Origin of the sequence: Nonomuraea harbinensis (genome assembly GCF_019396385.1) — a bacterium.
Taxonomy (GTDB): domain Bacteria; phylum Actinomycetota; class Actinomycetes; order Streptosporangiales; family Streptosporangiaceae; genus Nonomuraea; species Nonomuraea ferruginea.
In genome coordinates this window covers 41,287-60,080 of record NZ_JAHKRN010000047.1, presented here as the reverse complement: position 1 = coordinate 60,080, position 18,794 = coordinate 41,287, and the positions used below count along the sequence as shown (strand labels likewise).

The window sequence follows — 18,794 nt, the reverse complement described above, 5'->3', positions numbered from 1 at the left end:
TTGATATCGAGCTATTTATCTCGATGTCAAGACAGTACACTCGGGGCCATGACGGAAGCGCAGGACGAGGTCGACCGGCTCGTCGCGGCGTGGCGGGCGGAGCGGCCCGACCTCGACGTCGAGCCGCTGCAGGTGCTCTCGCGGATCTCCCGCCTGGCCAAGCACCTCGACCGGGCCAGGCGCGCGGCGTTCGCCGAGCACGGGCTGGAGCCCTGGGAGTTCGACGTGCTCACCGCGCTGCGGCGGGCCGGACAGCCCTACGAGCTGAGCCCCGGCGCGCTGCTGCGCGCCACCCTGGTCACCTCCGGCACCATGACCAACCGCATAGACCGCCTCGCCCAGGCGGGCCTCGTACGGCGCCGTCCCGACCCCGAGGACCGCCGCGGCGTCCTGGTCTCCCTGACCGACGCCGGGCTCGCCCGCGTCGACGCCGCCTTCACCGACCTGATCAGGCGCGAGCACACGCTGCTCAGCAGTCTGGAAGCGGACCAGCAACACGCCCTGGCCGGGCTGCTGCGCACGATGCTGGCGCCCTTCGACACCTGATCGCGGAGGTCAGTGCTCGGGCCGCAGCGACGAGCCGACGTACATGGCGGCGAGCATGGTGAACAGGTAGGCCTGCAGGAACTGGATGAAGATCTCGAACGCCGTCAGCACGATCGTCATGGCCACCCCGAGCACGCCCACGGCGAAACCCGGCAGAGTCGGCCGCTCGATCAGGAACCAGAACCCGACGGCGCTGAAGAACGCCAGCAGCGTGTGCCCGGCGAACATGTTTGCGAGCAGCCGCACGGCATGCGTGAACGGCGCGGTCACGAAGAAGTAGACCAGCTCCAGCGGCGCGTACAGGACGATCGCCAGGGCCCTGGGCAGCCCCGGCGGGAACATCATGCCCTTGAGGTAACGGAACACCCCGTGCCGGGTGAAGGCCACATACAGCTTGACCAGGTAGACGGCGATCGCCAGCACCCACGGGAACGACGCCCGCGCGGTCACGGGAAACTGGAGCAGCGGGACGACCGCCAGCAGGTTCCAGACCAGGATCAGCAGGAAGAGGCTGAGCAGCAGCGGCATCCAGCGGTCGGCGGCCCGGCCTAAAAACGGCCTGGCTATCTGGTCGCGCACGAACAGGTAGACGTACTCGCCCACGTTCTGCACCCCGCGCGGCACCAGCTTGGGCCGGGAGTAGGCCGCCCAGGCGAACGCGCACACCGCCAGCGCGCCGAGTACGGCGAGCAGCACCGGCTTGGTCACCCACCCCTGCCACAGCGCGGGAAACTCGAACAGGTCGTCCGGGGACGGCGCACGGAAGTCGGGGGCGGCGGCCATGCATGCTCCTTCGAGGACAACCGGGTACGGTGTACCTAGTTTTCCAGCCCGGTACGGTGTACGCAATATGGAAAACGTGTGGATGCGGCCCGAGCGGCCCGCTCGGGGGCCTCGGCCCGCCTTCAGCAGGGCTCAGCTCACCGAGGCCGCGCTGCGGGTCGCCGACGCCGAAGGGCTCGACGCGATCTCCATGCGCCGCCTCGCCGCCGAGATCGGCTCCGGCACGATGTCGCTCTACCGGTACGTCTCCGGCAAGGACGATGTGATCGACCTGATGGTCGACGCCGTCTCGGCGGAGTTCCTCCCGCCTGACGTCCCCAGCGGCGACTGGCGGGCCGACCTGCGCGCCCTGGCCATCCAGGGCCGCCAGGCGATGCACCGGCACCCGTGGATGGCCCGGGTGACCGCCACCCGGCAGTCCAGCGGCCCCAACGGCGTGCGGACCTTCGAGCGCGCCCTGTCCGTGGTCGACGGGCTGGGCCTGAGCATCGACGTCATGCTCGCCCTGGTGGGGTCGGTGTTCGCCTACGTCAACGGGTACGTGGCCGCGGAGATGGGCGAGTTGGAGGCCCTACGGCGCACCGGCCTGGACGTGCAGCAGTGGATGGCGCGCCAGGCCCCCTATCTGGAGACGCTGCTCAAGAGCGGCGACCACCCGTTGTTCGCCCGGGTGGTCGCCGAGAGCGGGCGTGAGCTCGCCGACCCGGACGAGCGCTTCGCGTACGGCCTGGACCGCCTGCTTGACGGCATCGCCGCGGCGCTCCCTGGCGGCTAGTCACCGAGGCGGTCGGCGGTCTCCAGCCATTCGGCCTCGACGGTCTCCTTCTGGGCCAGCAGGTCGCGGAGCCGCGCGTCGAGGTCGCCGAGCTTCTCGTAGTCGCCGGCCGCCCCGGCCATCTCGGCGTGCAGCTTGGCCTCCTGGCCGGCCAGCTTGTCGAGCTGCCGCTCCAGGCGGTTGAGCTCCTTGCGCAGCTCCCGCTCCTCCTTGGCCGACAGCCCCTGGGGCGCCGCGGGGGCGGACGGCTCGGGCCGGGCCTCCGGCTGGGCCGCCACCCGGGCCGTCTGCGCGGTGCCGGCGGCGCGCCGCTCCAGGTACTCGTCCACACCGCCGGGCAGGAGCGACAGCTTGCCGTCGCCGAGCAGGGCCACGCTGCGGTCGGTCACCCGCTCCAGGAAGTAGCGGTCGTGGGAGACCAGGATCAGCGTGCCGGGCCAGCCGTCGAGCAGGTCTTCGAGCTCGTTGAGCGTCTCGATGTCGAGGTCGTTGGTGGGCTCGTCGAGCAGCAGCACGTTGGGGTCGTCCATGAGCAGCCTGAGCAGCTGCAGGCGGCGCCGCTCGCCGCCCGACAGGTCGCCGACCACCTTCCACTGCGCCTCGCCCTTGAAGCCGAGGCGCTCCAGCAGCTGGGAGGCGGTCCACTCCTTCTTGCCGACCTGGACGTACTTGCGGATCTCCTCGACCGTCTCCAGCACCCGCCGGGTGGGGTCGAGCTCCGCCAGCTCCTGCGACAGGTGGGCGAGGCGGACCGTCCGGCCCTCGACGACGCGGCCGGAGTCGGGGGCGACGGTGCCGGCGAGCAGGCGCAGGACCGACGACTTGCCGGAGCCGTTGACGCCGATCAGCCCGACCCGGTCGCCCGGGCCGAACTGCCACGTGCAGCGGTCGAGCACCTTCGGGCCGGCGCCGGGGCCGCCCGCGTGGAGGGTGACGTCTTCGAGGTCGTAGACGGTCTTGCCGAGCCGGGCGCTGGCGAACTTCAGCAGCTCGACGGTCTCGCGCGGCGGCGGCTCGTTCGCGATCAGCGCCTGGGCCGCGTCCACCCGGAACTTGGGCTTGGACGTGCGGGCGGGCGGGCCGCGGCGCAGCCAGGCGATCTCCTTGCGCATGAGGTTCTGGCGGCGCTCCTCGGCGGCCTGGGCGACGCGCGCCCGCTCGGCCTTGGCCAGCACGTAGGCGGCGTAACCGCCCTCGTAGCGCTCGACGCGGCCGTCGACGACCTCCCAGGTGCGGGTGGAGACGGCGTCGAGGAACCAGCGGTCGTGCGTCACCACGACCAGCGCGCTCCTGCGGCCGGACAGGTGGCCGGCCAGCCAGGCGATGGCCTCGATGTCGAGGTGGTTGGTGGGCTCGTCGAGCATGATCAGGTCGTGCTCGACGATGAGCAGCCGGGCCAGCGCGGTGCGCCTGCGCTCGCCGCCGGACAGGTCGCCCGCCTTGGAGTCGAGGTCGAGGTCGCCGATCAGGTTGCCGAGGATCTCGCGGACGCGCTGGTCGCCGGCCCATTCGTGCTCGGCCATGTCGCCCAGGACGAGGTCGCGCACGGTCATGCCGGGGTCGAGCGGGTCCTGCTGGGAGAGGAAGCCGACGCGCAGGCCGCGGGTGTGGGTGACGCGGCCGCTGTCGGGGCTCACGCCGCCCTCGATCACGCGGAGCAGGGTCGTCTTGCCGCCGCCGTTGCGGCCCACCACGCCGATGCGCTCGCCGTCCTCGATGCCGAGGGAGACGTCGGAGAGCAGCGGCTTGGGCCCGTAGGCGTGGGAGACCGACTCGAGATTGACCAGATTCATCGCATCCCCAGGGTATCGGCTCGCGACGAGCACACCGCCCGGCGCGGGACGGACGTCGGGGTGAGTGCGCGGGCGCGGGTCAGACGAGGGTGGCGCCCGGGGCGGGGCCTTCGGCGACGACGGCGGCGCGGGTGCCCGGGGTGGTGGCGAGCGCGCGGGCCAGCTCCGCGGCGTGCGCGGCGTCGCCGGCGAGGAAGGCGCAGGTGGCGCCGGAGCCGGAGACGATCGCGCCCAGGGCTCCCGCGTCGCGGCCGGCGCGCAGGGTGTCGGCCAGCGGCGGGTGGAGCGCGAGCGCGGCCGGCTCCAGGTCGTTGGCGAGGCGGCGGCCCAGCTCGGCGGCGTCGCCGTCGCGCAGCGCGGCCAGGAGCGCGGCGTCGGGCCGGGGCTCGGGGACGGGCGCGCCCTCCCTGAGGCGGTCGCACTCCTTGTAGACGTGGGCGGTGCTGAGCCCGGTGTCGGCGACCGCGAACACCCAGTGGAAGGGGCCGCCGACGGACAGCGGGGCCAGGCGCTCGCCGCGCCCCGTGCCGAGCGCGGTGCCGCCCATCAGCGAGAACGGCACGTCGCTGCCCAGCTCGGCGCCGATCTCCATCAGCTCCTCGCGGGGCAGGCCGAGCCCCCACAGCTCGTCGCAGGCGACCAGCGCGGCGGCCGCGTCGGCGCTGCCGCCCGCCATGCCGCCCGCCACCGGGATCGTCTTGTGGATGACGAGCTCGGCGCCCCGATCGAGGCCCGCCCGCGCGGCCAGCGCACGGGCCGCGCGGACCGCCAGGTTGCCGTCGTGCAGCGGCACCTCGGCCGCCCAGCCTCCGGTCACCGAGACCGTGATCGAGCGGGCCTCCCTGGCCACCACCTCGTCGAAGATCGACACGGCGTGGAAGACGTTGACCAGGTCGTGGAAGCCGTCCTCCCGCAGCGGGCCGACGGAGAGCTGCACGTTCACCTTCGCGGGCACCCGTACGGTCACCGAGCTCATCAGATCTTCTGCCACTTCCGTCGCTGCGAGGGTCGAGGACACTCGATCGTATCCGCGCCCGCACACTCCGCGTACCGGACGGGGCGCGCACCTGCGGGACGGCGCTCAGCCGGCGACCGCCACGGCGTCCACCTCGAACAGCATGTCGGGCAGGGCGAGCGCGGCCACTCCGATCAGCGACTGCGTGGGCGGCAGATCGCCCCAGATCTCCCGTACGGCCTCCAGGAGGATGTCCAGCTTGCCCGCGTCGTGGCCGACGATGTACGTCCGGATCTGAACGACGTGGCCGTAGTCCGACCCGGCCGCGGCGAGCGCGGTGCCGAGGTTCGCGAACGACTGCCTGACCTGCTCGGCGAAGTCGCCGGAGGTCACGTGACCGTCGGGCCCGGAGGCGTACTGTCCGGCGATGAGGACGAGGTCCCCGGAGGCTCGTGCGATGTGGCTGTAACCGAAACCGGTGGGGTCGTGCAGCGTGTCGGGGTTGATGATGGTGGGTTTCATGATCGTGTTCCTTTCTGGATGTGCCGCGTCCGATTGACGCCGACGATGAGCGCGGCGGCCAGGGCCAGCCCGGAGGCCACCCACAGGACACCGGCGACGGCGACCCCGTCAGCGGTGAACCCGCCGAGCAGGGCGCCGAAGGCGATGGACAGGTTGAAGGCCGCCACGAACAGCGACGACGCCGACTCGGTCATCTCGGGCGCGGCCTTGAGCATCCAGGTCTGCAGGGTCACCGACACCCCGCCGTAGGCCAGTCCCCAGACGACGAGCAGGACGGTGCCCGCGAACGGGCCCCCGGTCAGCGCGAACAGAGCAGTGGCCGCGGACAGGACGGCGGCGATCAGGACGAGCGTGCCGCGCAGGTGCGCGCGTACCCGGTGGCCGGCGAGGAAGTTGCCGACGACGCCCGCCAGCCCGTACGCCATCAGCAACGCGCCGATCCAGCCGTCGTCGATCCCGGCGAGGTCGTGCAGCAGAGGGCGGGCGAAGGTGTAGGCGGCGAAGTGCCCGGTGATCAGCAGGGCGGTGACGATCACGCCGATCCGGACACCCGTGTTCGCGCGCAGCAGGGCGGGCAGGTCGGGCAGGCCGATCGTGCGCTGCGCCGGCAGGCGAGGCACCAGAAGCAGCAGAGCGGCCAGCGCCACCAGCCCCAGGATCGCGACGCCGGCGAAGCCGCCGCGCCAGCCGGTCAGCTCACCGATCAGCGTCCCGGCCGGGACGCCGAGCACGGACGCGGTGGAGACGCCACCGAAGATCACGGCGGTCGCGGCGGCGACCTGTCCGGGCGGCACCAAGCGGACCGCGAGCCCGCCCGCGATGGCCCAGAAGCCTCCGACGCTCACCCCGACGGCGAGCCGTGCCACCAGCACGACGGCGACGTGCGGGGCGAGTGCGCAGACCAGGTTCGCCACCGCCATGAGCCCGATCAGCCCGGCCAGCATGACCTTCCGGTCCACCGTTCCGGCCCGCGCCGTGAGCAGCGGGGCGGCCAGCCCGGCGACGAGCCCTGGGACGGTGACCATCAACCCGGCCGTGCCCGGCGAGACGTCCAGTGCCTCGCCGATCGGTGTGAGCAGGCCCACGGGAAGCAGCTCCGAGGTCATCAACACGAAGATCCCCAGCGTCACCGCCGAAACCGCTGACCACCTTTGCACCTTTTCCTTTAACTGGATAGGAAACATCTAGGATTTTCTCCAAAGAAAGCCGCTTCGGGAGAGGAGCCCCTCCCTTTCGCGGGCGCGGATTCAAGCTCGCCGGCTTCGCAATCCCTGGCGGGTCTCGTTCGGCGTGCCGGGGAACCGCGACTCGACCGTGGCCTTGACGTCGGCGAGAGTCCGCGCGGCCAGCTCCGCCCGCCAGAGCAGCTCCGCCTTCCGCATGACCTGGGAGATCACGCAGGTTTCCCGGTAGTCGATCCCCGGCTCGCCGTCGGGGGCGTCGCGCAGGATCTGGGCGCACTGGAACGCGTCCTCCGGCCCCTCGATCGCCACCACCACGTCCAGCACAGTGATCTTCCGAGGGTCGCGGGCGAGCTGGAACCCGCCACGCGGGCCGGAGACCGACGACACGATCCCCGACCTCGCCAGCGCCTGCAACTGCTTGTTGAGGTACGCCGGAGGCAGCTTGAAGTAGTCGGCCAGGACCGCGGCCGGGACGGGGCGGCCGTCCTCGATCCACGTCAGGTTGAGGCACGTGTGCAGCGCCCACTCCACGCCCTCGCTCACCTTCACAATTCTGGATATTACATATCCAGGATTGCTCCCGCAACTCCTGCGGATACCCGGTGGCCGCGACGACCGCCCGCCGTGAATCCTGGAGTGGAGGCCGGTCGCCGCCCGATCTGATCGACGGCGACTTCATGGAAGGAATGCGTCGTGGGTGGAGTGACGGTCATCGAGGTGCCGCAGTGGCGTGGGTCCGGGGCGGCGACGGCGGAGCGGCTGGTGGCAGGGGCCCGACTGCTGGGCGAGATGGTGCCGGCGGACAGGCGGGTGCGGGTCGAGGCGGACGACGACCTCGTGGTGACCGCGTCGCGCGTGCGGAAAGCGCTGTCGGCGGTAGGCGACGGTCTCGTGGTGACCGCGTCGCGGGCGCGGGAGGCGCCGGCGGGGAGCGGCGGCGGTTTCGTGGTGACCGTGGGCGGCGACTGCGGGGTGGAGCTGGAGCCGGTGGCGGCGGCGCGGCGCGCGTACGGAGATCGGCTGGTCGTGGTCTGGTTCGACGCGCACGGGGATCTGAACACTCCCGAGTCCTCGCCTTCGGGGGCGTTCCACGGGATGGTGCTGCGGGCGCTGGTGGACGAGGGGCCGCGAGGGCTGACCGCCGACCCCGGCGTCGATCCCCGGCGGGTGGTGCTGGCCGGGGTGCGGGATCTTGACCCCGGCGAGGCCGCGTTCGTGGCCGAGGCCGGGGTCGGGCACGTGAGGACCGCCGACCCGGACGCGCTCGTGCAGGCGGTGACGGCCGCGGGTCTGCCGGGCACCGGCTCCTCCGGCCGGTTCCCCGCGTCCGGTCCGGGGGACGCGAGCGGCCCGCTTGCGCACGACATGGATACCGGGAAGGACCGCGACCCGGTGGTTTACGTGCATGTCGACCTCGATGTGCTGGAGCCGGAGGTGTTCGGGAGCGTGGGGAGCCCGGTGCCGGGCGGGTTCCTGCCGGAGGAACTCGTGCGCATGGTGACGGCTCTGGGCGAGCGGTTCGAGGTGGCCGGGCTCGGGATCACCGAGTACGAGCCCGGCCGGCCCGAGGATCGGGAGGTGCTCGCGCCCGTGGTGAAGGCGCTGGTCGAGGCGTGTGCCGGTCAGCCCGGACGCACCGCGCCACGGTAGACCGACCCGAAGTAGGGCGAGCGGAGGAACCGGACGACCTTGACCACGTCGCCGGTCTTGGGGGCGTGGACCATGAGACCCGCCCGGAGGTAGAGACCGACATGGGAGGGGTCGCCCGTCCCGCCGCCGAAGAAGACCAGGTCGCCCGAGCGGAGCCGGGACAGGGGGACGCGACGCCCCTGCCGGAACTGGGTGCCGGTGTAGTGACCGAGCCGGACCCCTGCCCTTCCCCATGCGTACATGGTCAGGCCGCTGCAGTCGAAGCCGACGGTGGCGGCTCCCCTGCCGATGCCCCTGGTGGGGCCGGAGCGGGACCCGCCGCCCCAGGAGAACGGGGTGCCGATCCGCGCCAGGGCGGCGGCCGCCGCGACCTCGCCCTTGAGGCGCCTGGTGACCGTGTCCGGCTTGGAGCCGGTGTCCGGTCTGGTGGCCCTGTCTGGCTTCGTGGCGCGCTCCGCCTCGCCCAAGCCGCTCACCTCGGGCAGAGAGAGATGGCACAGGGACGGGTGGTCGAAGAAGCCGCTGCCCGGCGCGGGGCACAGAGCGGCGGCGTGGGCGGGGACGGGCACGGAGACGAGCCCACCGGCGAGAGCGAGCCCTATCAGACGGGTACGTGACTTCATGGTCGGCCTCCTCGTGATCGGGGAGGCCAGGATCATCCGCACGGCATGCCCGCCAACGGGCCGAACGGGGTTCTGGGGACAATGTCGAACTGTCCACAGTCAGGCGGACGGAGCTTGGACGACACGTCAACCCGCGGACTGAGGTCGAGCATGGCGTCGCAGCCGGGTCTTGACCTCGCTGTGAAGCGTCAGCGCGGTATGAGGGCCCACACGACTCGTTCGCCTATGTGCGTGCGGTCGGTGCCCCAGCAGCCGTTGGTGAGGTCGTCCACAACCCACAGGCCCCTACCTCTCGTCTCCTCGGGGCCAGGCATCGAGGGCAGGGGAACACCCTCCGATACGCCGGGATCCACGACGCTCAACCGCCAGTAGCGCCTCTCCCTCTCCTCCACCGCGATCAGGCTCATCCTCACCCAGGGGCCGCCGCCGTGAACCATCGCGTTCGTCACCAGTTCGGATGCGATGAGCTGAAGGTCGGCCAGGGCCTGGTGGTCACCCATCCACCCTCGAAGCTCTCTACGCGCCAGCCCGGCAACCAGCTCACGCTTGCCGACTTCGCTGAGCAGCCACACTTTGATACCTGCGCACGGGTGCTCCGGCACTGTCACTCGCATAATCACCTCGGGGGCCGGGCGTACGACCTCGATTTCGGTCTGCACGCGCTTTTCCTCACCTCTACAAAGATCGTTCGCGCATGTGCGGTGAATCGTCGCGCGCTCTTGAATCACTGGCCAGAGTGCCAGCCAGACGCTACGTTGAGCAGCGAAAGCACCCGACATTCACCACACGAAACGACCCCACATTCCGTGTGTGGCGCTATATGCATCCACGCCAGGTCCCAGGAGTCGACAGATGCCCCCAAAAGAGCTGGACCCTGACGCCGGCCAAGCAGCGAGATTCGGGTACGAGCTGCGTAAAGAACGTGAAGCCAAGGGGATGACACAGGCACAAGTGGGACATCGGCTGGGATTCGCCCCCACCACTATCGGCGCATTCGAGCTCGGCACACGTCGTCCTCACCTGAAGCTCGCGCAAGCGTGCGAGGAACTGTTCAGGCTGGAACCCGGCGAACTCGTCAGATGGCTGCCGGAGGAGCCCTCGAAAGCCGCGCCGAAGTGGTTCGGCCCTTGGACGCTCAGGGAACGCTCGGCCAGGGCCATCTACACCTGGGAGCCGGTCATCGTGACCGGCCTGCTCCAGACCCGCGAGTACGCCGAGATCATCCTTCGGGCCAGACCAGGGAAGAGTCCCAGCCAGGTGCAGGAAGAAGTGGCGGCGCGGATGGAGCGCCAGGCCATCCTCACCCGCGACGATCCCGTGCTGCTATGGGCTTTTATGGACGAATCCATTCTTCATCGTCCGATCGGGTGCGAGGCCATCACCAGAAAGCAACTTGAACATCTCGTCGAGATGTCCGAACGGCCCAACATCACGATCCAGATCCTCCCGTACAGCGCCATGAGCGCCATCGGGATAGGCGGCGCTTTCGCTCTCGCTCAGGTCCCGGACGAGCCGGATGCGGCCTACATCGAGGGCTCTCTCCACGGACAGATCCGAGACACCGGCGACGACGTGGACATTCTCAAGCGGAGAATGGACCACATCAGGTCAGAGGTGCATTCTCAGCGCAATTCCATCGAAATGATTAAGAAGAGGTTGGAGGAAGAATGGACCTGGAGCTGAAACGAGAGCTCACCGACGCCGAATGGATCACGGCATCGAGCGACAACGGCGGCAACTGCCTTGAGGTGGCATTCCTCAGCGGGGACCGCGTCGGAATCCGCGACACGGAGCGGCCGGACCTGGAGCCATGGGTGGTCCGCGGCCCCGTCTGGGAAACCTTCAGCGAGGGCGTGAAGCGAGGCGTCTTCGACCGCTCCCCCTGATCAGATACCCCACGAGGGCCTGGCCCGTCGTCAGGCCCTCCCCCATTTCCAACGACACAGACATGTGTGTCACCGAAGGCTTCGGACACCACAACCGACCTAGGATCGCAGGCATGACCTCCACCGGTGTTGACCGCCTCCTGCGGATTGGCCTGCCCGTGGGTGTGTGGACCAAAGCCAAGGCATCCGGAGGAAACGGCGGGAGCTGTGTCGAGGTGATGCGGCGACCCGATGACAGCGTCCTGCTCCGGGACACCAAGGACCAGGGCAAGGGACCCGTGCTGGCCTTCGGGCCGGACGAGTGGCGGGCTTTCCTGGACGGGGTGTCCAAGGGGGAGTTCGACCTCCCCTGAGCCGATCAGAGCTTGTGTTCCGCGATGCGGGCGAAGGCGTGGATGTCCAGTTGCTCGCCCCGTACCGAAGGGTCCACCCCCGCCGCCCGCAGCGCCTGCTCGGCCCCTGCCGGGCTGCCCGCCCAGCCCGCGAGAGCGGCGCGGAGGGTCTTGCGGCGCTGGGCGAAGGCGGCGTCGATCACCGCGAACACCTCCTCGCGCGTGGCCGTCGTCGGCGGCGGGTCGCGGCGCACCAGCGAGACGAGGCCGGAGTCGACGTTCGGCACCGGCCAGAAGACCGTGCGGCCGACGGGGCCGGCTCTGCGTACGTCGGCGTACCAGGCGGCCTTGACCGACGGGATCCCGTACACCTTGGAGCCGGGCGCGGCGGCGAGCCGGTCGGCGACCTCGGCCTGGACCATGACGAGGCCCCTCTGCAGCGAGGGCAGCACCTCCAGCAGGTGGAGCACCACCGGCACCGCCACGTTGTAGGGCAGGTTGGCCACCAGCGCCGTGGGGGTGTGGCCGGACAGGTCGTCAGGCGTGACCTTCATGGCGTCGGCCTGGATCACCGTGAGCTTGTCGGCGAGGCCCCGCTCGGCGACCGTCTTCGGCAACTGCGCCGCCAGCACCGGGTCGATCTCGACGGCCACCACGTGACGGGTCTCCGGCAGCAACGCCAGCGTGAGGGAACCGAGGCCGGGGCCCACCTCGATGACCACATCGTCCGAGGTCACCCCCGCCACGCGGACGATGCGCCGGACGGTGCCGGCGTCGATCACGAAGTTCTGGCCTAGCTTTTTGGTGGGTCGCAGATCTAGCTTGTTCGCCAAAATACGTATTTCTGCTGGGCCCAGGAGCCTCATCATCCAATAAGTGTCGCGCATCGAAGAACCTGCGATGGCGCACGGGGGCCGGGTGAGGGGAGGATGGGTGGAACAGGAAGGGACATCCCTCATGGAGCCAACGGGCGCCGCCCCGCTTCGCCCGACGGACTTACGGGAGATCGGGCCGTACCGCATGCTCGGGCGGCTGGGTGAAGGCGGCATGGGGACTGTCTTCCTCGCCCGCGCGCCGACGGGGCGGTTCGTCGCGGTCAAGGTGGTGAAGGCCGAGTTCGCCAACCAGGAGGGGTTCGCGGCCCGCTTCCACGCCGAGGTGGAGAACGCCCGGCGGGTGGCGTCGTTCTGCACGGCGCAGGTGCTCGACAACGGCAACACCGGCGACGGCCGGCCCTACATGGTCACCGAGTACATCGCCGGCACGCCCATGTCCGACCAGATCTCCACCTACGGGGCCCTGGATCCCGGGCCGCTGCACGGCGTGGCGCTGGGGGTGGCGGCGGCGCTGGCGGCGATCCACGTGGCCGGGCTGGTCCACCGCGACCTCAAGCCGGCCAACGTGATCCTCTCGCTGTCGGGGCCGCGGGTGATCGACTTCGGCATCGCCAGGGCGCTCGACAGGGAGACGGGGTTCACCATGTCCGGGGAGCTGCTGGGCAGCCCCGGGTGGTGGGCTCCCGAGCAGGTACGGGGACACACCGTCACTCCGGCGGCCGACATCTTCGCGTGGGGCTGCCTGGTGGCCTACGCGGGCAACGGGCGGCACCCGTTCGGCCGGGGCGACCCCATCACGCTCGCCACCCGCGTGCTGCACAGCCAGCCTGACCTGGGTGCGCTGCCCGCGCCGCTCAACGAGCTGGTGCGGCGGGCCACGGCGATGGAGCCGGAGCAGCGGCCCACGGCTCAGGAGCTGCTCATCGCGCTGGTCGGCGGGAGCGCGCCCGCACCGGCGGCGACGGCGAACCCGCCGACCCTGGTGGCGACCGACTTGATGGCGGAGTGGGAGCCGCCCAGGAACGTGGTCGACGAACCGGACATCACCGCGACCTTCACGACGCCCCCGCCCAGTGACACCATGGTGGATCGGGACCCTTCGGGGAAGCGGCCCGCGGGACTCATCCCGTCCCGCGGCCAGGAGGGTCCCCCTTCACAGGACTCCTCACCGCCGGCGGCCCTCCCGAGCGGCTCCTTACCCGGCGGCGCGGCCGTACCGGGTGGAGGGCTGTTACCCACCGGTGCGGGCGAGCGCCCTCCGACGCCGGCAGAGCACCACGCTCCCCCACGCGACGAGGCGCATGCGCCCGCCCGCGAGCAGACCACGCAGCGCAGCCCCGCGCCGTCTCAAGGGGCAGGCACCCCAGGCGATCCGTACGCGACCACGGCGGACACCCCTCCCCAACAGCAGGACCATGAGGGCGAGCCGGTTTCCGTGACCGAGATGGGCAGGCGGGAGGAGCTGGCCGCGCGGGAGGAGCTGGCCCGCTGGCAGTCTGCCGCGCTTCCCCAGACGATCCCGCCGCCCGGCGGCGAACCGACCGACCCCGGCTACCAGCGTCCCCGCAGCACCCGATGGCTGATCGCCGCCGCCGCCGCGCTGCTGGCGATCACCGTCACCGGGGCCGTGCTCATCGTCACGTCGGGCCGCGACACCCCGGCCGGCACCACCGCGACCGGCTCCCCCGCCGCCGCCACCGCACAGCCCAACGACGTCGGGCGGCGGTTCGCGCTCGGCCCGGCGTTCGACGACCCGATGGTGATCGTGCCGGAGGCGCCGCGATGCGGGTTGCGGGAGTACGAGGGCAGGACGCAGGCCCAGGGCCAGCTGTGCGTGGTGCGCTGGGTGATGCTGAACCCGGGCGGCCGGCTGTGGGAGATCGGCGATCCCGTGGTGACCCTGCGCGACGACCGGGGCGGCCGCCACGACCCGATCGACGACGGTGCGGCGCCGGCGGCCATCGCGCCGGGCGACCGGATCGACGGGGTGCTCGTGTTCGACCTGCCGCCTTACCGCAAGCCGGTGGAGCTGTCGGCGACGATGCTGAAGGACGGCGAGCAGATCGAGGTCAAACTGTGAAGATCCGTGCGATTCTGCTGGCGGTGCTGCTGGGTGTGTCAGGGCAGGGGGTGACGTACGCGGCGGGCACGGCCTGCGCCGGGGTGAGCGACTTCGACGGCGACGGGGTGGACGACGTCGCCGTGGGCGACCCCTTCGCCGAGGGCCAGAAGGGCGCGGTGCACGTGCTCTCCGGCGACACCTCCATCCCGGTGACCGTGCAGGGGCTGGCGGAGGGTGACGCGTTCGGCTGGTCGGTGCGGCTGGCGAAGGTGAACGCCGACGAGTGCGCCGACCTGGTCGTGGGCGCCCCGTACACGGATGTGGACGGCAACGCCGACGCGGGCACCGCGTACGTGATCTACGGCGGCGGCGCGCTCGAGCCGCGGCGGCTGGTGGCGGCGGAGCCGCAGCGCGGCGCCCGGCTGGGCTGGTCGCTGGCGGCGCGCGGCGACCTCGTGGTGATCGGGGCGCCGTACGAGGACGACGGCGACCTGGCGGACGCCGGGGCGATCTACGCGCTCAAGGGCGGCGGCGCGTTGCGGCGGGTCACACAGGCGACGGTCGAGGTGCGGGGCAACAGCGAGGTGGGTGACCAGTTCGGCTACTCGCTGGCCATGGGGCCCGGCAACGGCGTGGTGGTCGGCGTGCCGTACGAGAACGACGACGGTCAGGGCCAGCAGGTGGATTCCGGCAAGGTGGACTCGGGTTCCGTGGTGGTCATCCAGGACGTGCTGGCGGAGAAGATCGTCAGCACCAAGCTGGACTCGCCCACGGACAAGGCGGGCGACAAGTACGGGTACGCGGTGGCCTGGGTCGACGGGGCGGGGCCGGCCGTGGGCGCCCCGGGTGCCGGGTACGTGCAGCTCTACGACGAGAAGCTGGCCCCGAAGGCCCGGGTGCGGCAGGAGGGCGAGGAGGCGTTCGGGTTCTCGCTGGCCGCCTCGGCCGACGGCAGGCTGGCCATCGGCGCCCCGTACGGCGGCGGCGTCCGGGTGGTCACGGCCGCGGACGGCAAGGACGACAGGCGGCTGCCGCCCGCGGACGGGCTGTTCGGCTGGTCGCTGGCGTTCAGCGGCAACAAGCTGTTCGTCGGGCAGCCGGACGCGGCCCCGTACGGGAAGGTCACCGTCGCGGCGCGCAACTCCGACGAGCTGCGGGCCGTGCAGCCGCCGAAGGGCGCCGACTTCGGGGTCTCGCTCGGCTAGCCGAACAGGTGGGCTCCGCAGTTCGGCCACTGCTCCTGCCACCGGCCGGCGACCCGCTGGTAGAGGAGCTGCGCCCGGTACGTCTGCTCCTCGGGCGGCCAGGCGTGCGGCATGCCGGTGCCGCCGACGAGCTGCCACATCGGCAGGCTGAACTGGTAGAGCCCGTAGTAGGGGCCGCTGGGGTTGTAGGCGGTGGGGTCGCCGCCGGACTCGCACATGGCCAGCGCGTCCCAGTCGAGCCGCATGACCTCGTCCCCGACGGGCTCGGTGCGGGGCGGCAGCACGGTGATGACCGAGCCTTCGCCGGGGAAGGCGCGCAGCGGCGGCCGGATCAGCGAGCCGGGCTCGTACGAGATCCCGGCGCGTTTGAGCACCTGCCTGACGGTCCTGCCGGTGGTGGTCACGTCGCGGCGGGTGCCGTTGGCGACGATGTGCACGGTCCGCCGGGTGTAGATGATCAGCGCCATGCCCGACAGCGGCACCGGCTCGTACCTGGGCGCCGACATCCTCCCCCGCAGCGCGGCCATGTCCAGCTCGGCCAGCGCGTCGCGCACGGTGGTGGCGGTGACCAGGCGGCGGCTGGTGCGGCCGTCGACGGTCAGCGTGATGGGCCTGGCGTGGCGGACCTCGACGCGCACCCCGTCGGCCAGCGGCGCCCGCGCGCCGGGCCGTACCAGGTCGCCGTCGCCGAAGGGCACGTCATGGTCGGCGAGCAGCTCGTGGACGGAGTCGGCGAAGCTGCGCACTTCTTGCCGCCGGCCGTCGACGATCAGCACCACGTCCTTGGCCATGCCGCCGAGGACCGCGATGGCGCCGGTGGCGAGCAGGCCCGCCAGGCACGCCAGGGGCGTCCACGGCGAGCGCCACGGGATCCGGGGGCGCGGGGCACGTCTCTTTCCTCGCACGTGGGGACCTCCGGTACGTCTCCTGAGGCGCCCGACAGTAGTGGCGGCCGCCACGCCGCCATCACCGCTTCACCGGAACATGGTCACCACTCGCCGAAAACGGTGACTCCGTTGTCGCTGATGGCCTCGCACAACCGGTCAGGATGGACGTTCTTGACCTCGGCGAGGCAGCGCAGCGTGATCGGGACGAGGTAGGGGGCGTTGGGCTTGCCGCGGTGCGGCACCGGCGGCAGGTAGGGGGCGTCGGTCTCGACCAGCATCAGCTCGGCGGGCGCGACCCGGGCGGCCTCCCGCAGCGCGTCGTTCTTCTTGTACGTGACAGGCCCGGAAAATGACATGAAATATCCGGCGTCGGTGCATTTCTTGGCCATATCGGCGTCGCCGGAGAAGCTGTGGAACACCACCACCGGCGGCGCCCCCTCGGCCGCCAGCACCTTCAGCACGTCGTCGTGCGCCTCACGGTCATGGATGACCAGCGCCTTCCCCGTACGCTTGGCGATCTCGATGTGCGCGCGGAAACTGGCGTGCTGGTCGTCCCTGGACGCCCAGTCGCGGAAGTAGTCGAGCCCGGTCTCGCCGACGGCGCGCACCTCCGGCCGCCCCGCCAGCTCCTCGATCTCGGCCAGGACCTCGGGGGTGGCCGCGTGCGACTCGTTGGGATGGACCGCCACGCCGGCGTGGACGTCGGCGTGGGCGGTCGCCACCTCGGCGTTCCATCGCGAGGACGGCAGGTCGTAGCCGATCGTCACCAGCCGGGTGACGCCCACCGCGCGGGCGTCGTCGAGGATGCCGCGCACGGTGGCCGAGGCCGCCTGCGCGGCCTGGGCCACCGGGTCACCCGAGGACGCCTGCCGGTCGCCCACCATGATGTCGAGATGGCAGTGGCTGTCGAACACCGGCGCGGACAGCGGCTCCGGCGGGGCGGGCGGCTTGGTCACGGGATCAGCCTTCCAGCCTGGCCAGCTCTTCGTCGACGACCTTCGGGTCGAGCTTCTTGAACAGCGGCACGGGCGGCGCCAGCGGGATGCCCGGCTTGATCGGCCGGTGCTCCCAGCGGGCCGCGCCGTCGTACTCGCCGGTGATCACGGGGTAGGCGGCGCCGCCGTCTTCGTCGACCTCGCGGATCTCCGGCATGCCGGACCAGACGCCCTCGCCGCCGAGCATCGCGTGGACCTTGTTGGACGAGCCGGGCAGGAACGGCGTCAGCATGGTCTTGGCGTCGTCGACCACCTGGAGGGCGACGTGCAGGATGGACTTCTGCCGCTCCGGGTCGCCCTTGAGCTTCCACGGCTCCTGCTCGGCGAGATAGCGGTTGGCGTCGCGGACCACGTCGAGCGCCTCGGTGATGGCGTTCTTGAACCGGGAGCGGGCCAGCTCGGCGCCGACCGGGCCGAAGGTGTTGCGCGAGCGCTCCAGCAGCGCCCGGTCGGCGTCGGTCAGGTCGCCGGCCTCCGGGATCACGCCGAAGTTCTTGGCCGCCATGGAGATCGACCGGTTGACGAGGTTGCCCCAGGCGGCGACCAGCTCGCCGTTGTTGCGGTTGACGAACTCCTGCCAGGTGAAGTCGGTGTCCTGGTTCTCAGGACCGGCGACGGCGATGTAGTAGCGCAGCGCGTCGGCGTCGTAGCGGGCCAGGAAGTCGCGCACGTAGATGACGACCTGCCGGGAGGAGGAGAACTTCTTGCCCTCCATGGTCAGGAACTCGCTGGAGACCACCTCGGAGGGCACGTCGAGCGCGCCGAGCGAGCCCGGCGTGCCGCCCTTGTCGCCCTGCCCGCTGTAACCGAACAGCATCGCCGGCCAGATCTCGGCGTGGAAGACGATGTTGTCCTTGCCCATGAAGTAGTAGCCCCGGGCGTCGGGATTCTGCCACCACTGGCGCCAGGCCTCGGGGTCGCCGGAGCGCCTGGCCCACTCGATGGACGCCGACAGGTAGCCGATCACCGCGTCGAACCACACGTACAGCCGCTTGTTGGGCTGGTCGCGCCAGCCGTCGAGCGGGATCGGCACGCCCCAGTCGAGGTCGCGGCTGATCGCCCGCGGCTGCAGGTCGCCGAGCAGGTTGAGGGCGAACTTGAGCACGTTGGGCCGCCACTCGCCCTGCTTGGAGCGCAGGTAGGTGCCGAGCACCTCGGCGAAGGCGGGCAGGTCGAGCATGAAGTGCTCGGTCTCGGTGAAGACCGGCGTCTCGCCGTTGATGCGGCTCACCGGGTTGATCAGCTGGATCGGGTCGAGCTGGTTGCCGCAGTTGTCGCACTGGTCGCCGCGCGCGCCGTCGTAGCCGCAGAGGGGGCAGGTGCCCTCGATGTAGCGGTCGGGGAGCGTGCGCCCGGTCGACGGGGAGATGGCGCCCATCGTGGTCTTGGGGAAGATGTAGCCGTTGGCGTGGAGACCCTTGAAGATCTCTTGCGTGACGGCGTAGTGGTTGCGCGTGGTCGTGCGCGTGAACAGGTCGTAGGACAGCCCCAGCCCGGTGAGGTCCTCGGCGATCACCCGGTTGTAACGGTCGGCCAGCTCCCTGGCCGTGACGCCTTCCTTGTCGGCCTGCACCTGGATAGGAGTGCCGTGCTCGTCGGTGCCGGAGACCATCAGCACCTTGTTGCCCGCCATCCGCTGGTAGCGGCTGAAGATGTCGGAAGGCACGCCGAACCCGGAGACGTGCCCGATGTGGCGGGGGCCGTTAGCGTACGGCCACGCGACGGCGGTCAGAATGTGCTGGGACATGGTCCAAGCCTAC

Annotated in this window: 20 protein-coding genes; 8 read left to right on the top strand and 12 right to left on the bottom strand. The window is 71.1% G+C overall.

The genetic code is table 11. The features are described from left to right. Nucleotides 1–48: 48 nt before the first annotated feature. Nucleotides 49–546: a MarR family winged helix-turn-helix transcriptional regulator gene (locus KME79_RS34920; protein WP_148029099.1), complete on the top strand. Its 498-nt coding sequence runs from the start codon at nucleotides 49–51 to the stop codon at nucleotides 544–546. 9 nt (nucleotides 547–555) lie between these two features. Here the strand turns inward: KME79_RS34920 and atpB are convergent, their stop codons facing one another. Beyond that, nucleotides 556–1,329: a F0F1 ATP synthase subunit A gene (atpB, locus tag KME79_RS34915; RefSeq protein ID WP_219549471.1), complete on the bottom strand. Its 774-nt coding sequence runs from the start codon at nucleotides 1,327–1,329 to the stop codon at nucleotides 556–558. A gap of 67 nt (nucleotides 1,330–1,396) precedes the next feature. On the opposite strand from atpB, the gene KME79_RS34910 reads away from it, so the two are divergent. Further along, nucleotides 1,397–2,104: a TetR/AcrR family transcriptional regulator gene (locus KME79_RS34910; protein WP_219549469.1), complete on the top strand. Its 708-nt coding sequence runs from the start codon at nucleotides 1,397–1,399 to the stop codon at nucleotides 2,102–2,104. Here the strand turns inward: KME79_RS34910 and KME79_RS34905 are convergent. From KME79_RS34905 to KME79_RS34885, 5 genes are all read right to left on the bottom strand, one after another. Continuing rightward, the gene (locus KME79_RS34905) at nucleotides 2,101–3,897 is read right to left on the bottom strand and encodes an ABC-F family ATP-binding cassette domain-containing protein (protein WP_219549467.1); all 1,797 of its coding nucleotides are present in this window, start codon (nucleotides 3,895–3,897) and stop codon (nucleotides 2,101–2,103) included. The two genes, KME79_RS34910 and KME79_RS34905, sit on opposite strands and share 4 nt — an antisense overlap. Nucleotides 3,898–3,976: 79 nt before the next feature. Continuing rightward, complete coding sequence (locus tag KME79_RS34900; RefSeq protein WP_219549465.1) at nucleotides 3,977–4,873, bottom strand: 4-(cytidine 5'-diphospho)-2-C-methyl-D-erythritol kinase; 897 nt, start codon at nucleotides 4,871–4,873, stop codon at nucleotides 3,977–3,979. A gap of 105 nt (nucleotides 4,874–4,978) precedes the next feature. Continuing rightward, on the bottom strand, nucleotides 4,979–5,374 hold the full coding sequence (locus KME79_RS34895; RefSeq protein ID WP_219549463.1) for a RidA family protein: 396 nt from the start codon (nucleotides 5,372–5,374) through the stop codon (nucleotides 4,979–4,981). Beyond that, a complete protein-coding gene (locus KME79_RS34890; protein ID WP_219549461.1) occupies nucleotides 5,371–6,558 on the bottom strand; it encodes an MFS transporter in 1,188 nt (395 codons plus the stop codon). The genes KME79_RS34895 and KME79_RS34890 overlap by 4 nt, the downstream gene beginning before the upstream one ends. 63 nt (nucleotides 6,559–6,621) lie before the next feature. Next, complete coding sequence (locus tag KME79_RS34885) at nucleotides 6,622–7,101, bottom strand: RrF2 family transcriptional regulator (RefSeq protein ID WP_308249172.1); 480 nt, start codon at nucleotides 7,099–7,101, stop codon at nucleotides 6,622–6,624. Nucleotides 7,102–7,251: 150 nt separating this feature from the next. Between KME79_RS34885 and KME79_RS34880 the strand changes: the two genes are divergently transcribed. Continuing rightward, a complete protein-coding gene (locus KME79_RS34880) occupies nucleotides 7,252–8,208 on the top strand; it encodes an arginase family protein (RefSeq protein ID WP_219549457.1) in 957 nt (318 codons plus the stop codon). Here the strand turns inward: KME79_RS34880 and KME79_RS34875 are convergent. Both KME79_RS34875 and KME79_RS34870 read right to left on the bottom strand, forming a co-directional pair. Next, complete coding sequence (locus KME79_RS34875; RefSeq protein ID WP_219549455.1) at nucleotides 8,181–8,831, bottom strand: NlpC/P60 family protein; 651 nt, start codon at nucleotides 8,829–8,831, stop codon at nucleotides 8,181–8,183. The two genes, KME79_RS34880 and KME79_RS34875, sit on opposite strands and share 28 nt — an antisense overlap. A gap of 188 nt (nucleotides 8,832–9,019) precedes the next feature. Then, on the bottom strand, nucleotides 9,020–9,490 hold the full coding sequence (locus KME79_RS34870; protein WP_219549453.1) for an ATP-binding protein: 471 nt from the start codon (nucleotides 9,488–9,490) through the stop codon (nucleotides 9,020–9,022). 193 nt (nucleotides 9,491–9,683) lie between these two features. Here KME79_RS34870 and KME79_RS34865 point away from each other — a divergent pair, with 193 nt between their 5' ends. The 3 genes from KME79_RS34865 to KME79_RS47230 are packed head-to-tail and all read left to right on the top strand — an operon-like array spanning nucleotide 9,684 to nucleotide 11,070. Next, on the top strand, nucleotides 9,684–10,514 hold the full coding sequence (locus KME79_RS34865) for a helix-turn-helix domain-containing protein (RefSeq protein ID WP_219549451.1): 831 nt from the start codon (nucleotides 9,684–9,686) through the stop codon (nucleotides 10,512–10,514). Continuing rightward, the gene (locus tag KME79_RS34860; RefSeq protein ID WP_219549449.1) at nucleotides 10,499–10,717 is read left to right on the top strand and encodes a DUF397 domain-containing protein; all 219 of its coding nucleotides are present in this window, start codon (nucleotides 10,499–10,501) and stop codon (nucleotides 10,715–10,717) included. Before KME79_RS34865 ends, KME79_RS34860 begins: the two co-directional genes overlap by 16 nt. After that, a complete protein-coding gene (locus KME79_RS47230) occupies nucleotides 10,642–11,070 on the top strand; it encodes a DUF397 domain-containing protein (RefSeq protein ID WP_308249171.1) in 429 nt (142 codons plus the stop codon). The genes KME79_RS34860 and KME79_RS47230 overlap by 76 nt, the downstream gene beginning before the upstream one ends. A gap of 5 nt (nucleotides 11,071–11,075) precedes the next feature. Here the strand turns inward: KME79_RS47230 and rsmA are convergent, their stop codons facing one another. Then, the gene (rsmA, locus tag KME79_RS34850; RefSeq protein ID WP_219549495.1) at nucleotides 11,076–11,915 is read right to left on the bottom strand and encodes a 16S rRNA (adenine(1518)-N(6)/adenine(1519)-N(6))-dimethyltransferase RsmA; all 840 of its coding nucleotides are present in this window, start codon (nucleotides 11,913–11,915) and stop codon (nucleotides 11,076–11,078) included. A gap of 91 nt (nucleotides 11,916–12,006) precedes the next feature. Here rsmA and KME79_RS34845 point away from each other — a divergent pair, with 91 nt between their 5' ends. Then, nucleotides 12,007–13,965, top strand: coding sequence for a serine/threonine-protein kinase (locus KME79_RS34845; protein ID WP_219549445.1), 1,959 nt, complete (start codon nucleotides 12,007–12,009; stop codon nucleotides 13,963–13,965). Next, nucleotides 13,962–15,152: an FG-GAP repeat protein gene (locus KME79_RS34840; RefSeq protein WP_219549443.1), complete on the top strand. Its 1,191-nt coding sequence runs from the start codon at nucleotides 13,962–13,964 to the stop codon at nucleotides 15,150–15,152. The genes KME79_RS34845 and KME79_RS34840 overlap by 4 nt, the downstream gene beginning before the upstream one ends. On the opposite strand, the gene KME79_RS34835 is transcribed toward KME79_RS34840, so the two are convergent. From KME79_RS34835 to metG, 3 genes are all read right to left on the bottom strand, one after another. Further along, nucleotides 15,149–16,057 carry a resuscitation-promoting factor gene (locus KME79_RS34835; protein ID WP_148029084.1) on the bottom strand — a complete coding sequence of 303 codons (909 nt, stop codon included), beginning with the start codon at nucleotides 16,055–16,057 and terminating at the stop codon, nucleotides 15,149–15,151. The genes KME79_RS34840 and KME79_RS34835 overlap by 4 nt on opposite strands. Before the next feature lie 83 nt (nucleotides 16,058–16,140). Beyond that, a complete protein-coding gene (locus KME79_RS34830) occupies nucleotides 16,141–16,995 on the bottom strand; it encodes a TatD family hydrolase (protein ID WP_219549441.1) in 855 nt (284 codons plus the stop codon). Nucleotides 16,996–16,999: 4 nt separating this feature from the next. After that, nucleotides 17,000–18,781: a methionine--tRNA ligase gene (gene metG / locus KME79_RS34825; protein WP_219549439.1), complete on the bottom strand. Its 1,782-nt coding sequence runs from the start codon at nucleotides 18,779–18,781 to the stop codon at nucleotides 17,000–17,002. Between the last annotated feature and the right edge of the window lie 13 nt (nucleotides 18,782–18,794).

What these genes read in the sequence shown, in the direction of transcription:
- KME79_RS34920 (WP_148029099.1), top strand. Translation starts at nt 49, where the DNA reads ATGACGGAAGCGCAGGACGAGGTCGACCGGCTCGTCGCGGCGTGGCGG.
- atpB (WP_219549471.1), bottom strand. Translation starts at nt 1,329, where the DNA reads ATGGCCGCCGCCCCCGACTTCCGTGCGCCGTCCCCGGACGACCTGTTC.
- KME79_RS34910 (WP_219549469.1), top strand. Translation starts at nt 1,397, where the DNA reads ATGGAAAACGTGTGGATGCGGCCCGAGCGGCCCGCTCGGGGGCCTCGG.
- KME79_RS34905 (WP_219549467.1), bottom strand. Translation starts at nt 3,897, where the DNA reads ATGAATCTGGTCAATCTCGAGTCGGTCTCCCACGCCTACGGGCCCAAG.
- KME79_RS34900 (WP_219549465.1), bottom strand. Translation starts at nt 4,873, where the DNA reads ATGAGCTCGGTGACCGTACGGGTGCCCGCGAAGGTGAACGTGCAGCTC.
- KME79_RS34895 (WP_219549463.1), bottom strand. Translation starts at nt 5,374, where the DNA reads ATGAAACCCACCATCATCAACCCCGACACGCTGCACGACCCCACCGGT.
- KME79_RS34890 (WP_219549461.1), bottom strand. Translation starts at nt 6,558, where the DNA reads ATGTTTCCTATCCAGTTAAAGGAAAAGGTGCAAAGGTGGTCAGCGGTT.
- KME79_RS34875 (WP_219549455.1), bottom strand. Translation starts at nt 8,831, where the DNA reads ATGAAGTCACGTACCCGTCTGATAGGGCTCGCTCTCGCCGGTGGGCTC.
- KME79_RS34865 (WP_219549451.1), top strand. Translation starts at nt 9,684, where the DNA reads ATGCCCCCAAAAGAGCTGGACCCTGACGCCGGCCAAGCAGCGAGATTC.
- KME79_RS34860 (WP_219549449.1), top strand. Translation starts at nt 10,499, where the DNA reads ATGGACCTGGAGCTGAAACGAGAGCTCACCGACGCCGAATGGATCACG.
- KME79_RS47230 (WP_308249171.1), top strand. Translation starts at nt 10,642, where the DNA reads ATGGGTGGTCCGCGGCCCCGTCTGGGAAACCTTCAGCGAGGGCGTGAA.
- rsmA (WP_219549495.1), bottom strand. Translation starts at nt 11,915, where the DNA reads ATGAGGCTCCTGGGCCCAGCAGAAATACGTATTTTGGCGAACAAGCTA.
- KME79_RS34845 (WP_219549445.1), top strand. Translation starts at nt 12,007, where the DNA reads ATGGAGCCAACGGGCGCCGCCCCGCTTCGCCCGACGGACTTACGGGAG.
- metG (WP_219549439.1), bottom strand. Translation starts at nt 18,781, where the DNA reads ATGTCCCAGCACATTCTGACCGCCGTCGCGTGGCCGTACGCTAACGGC.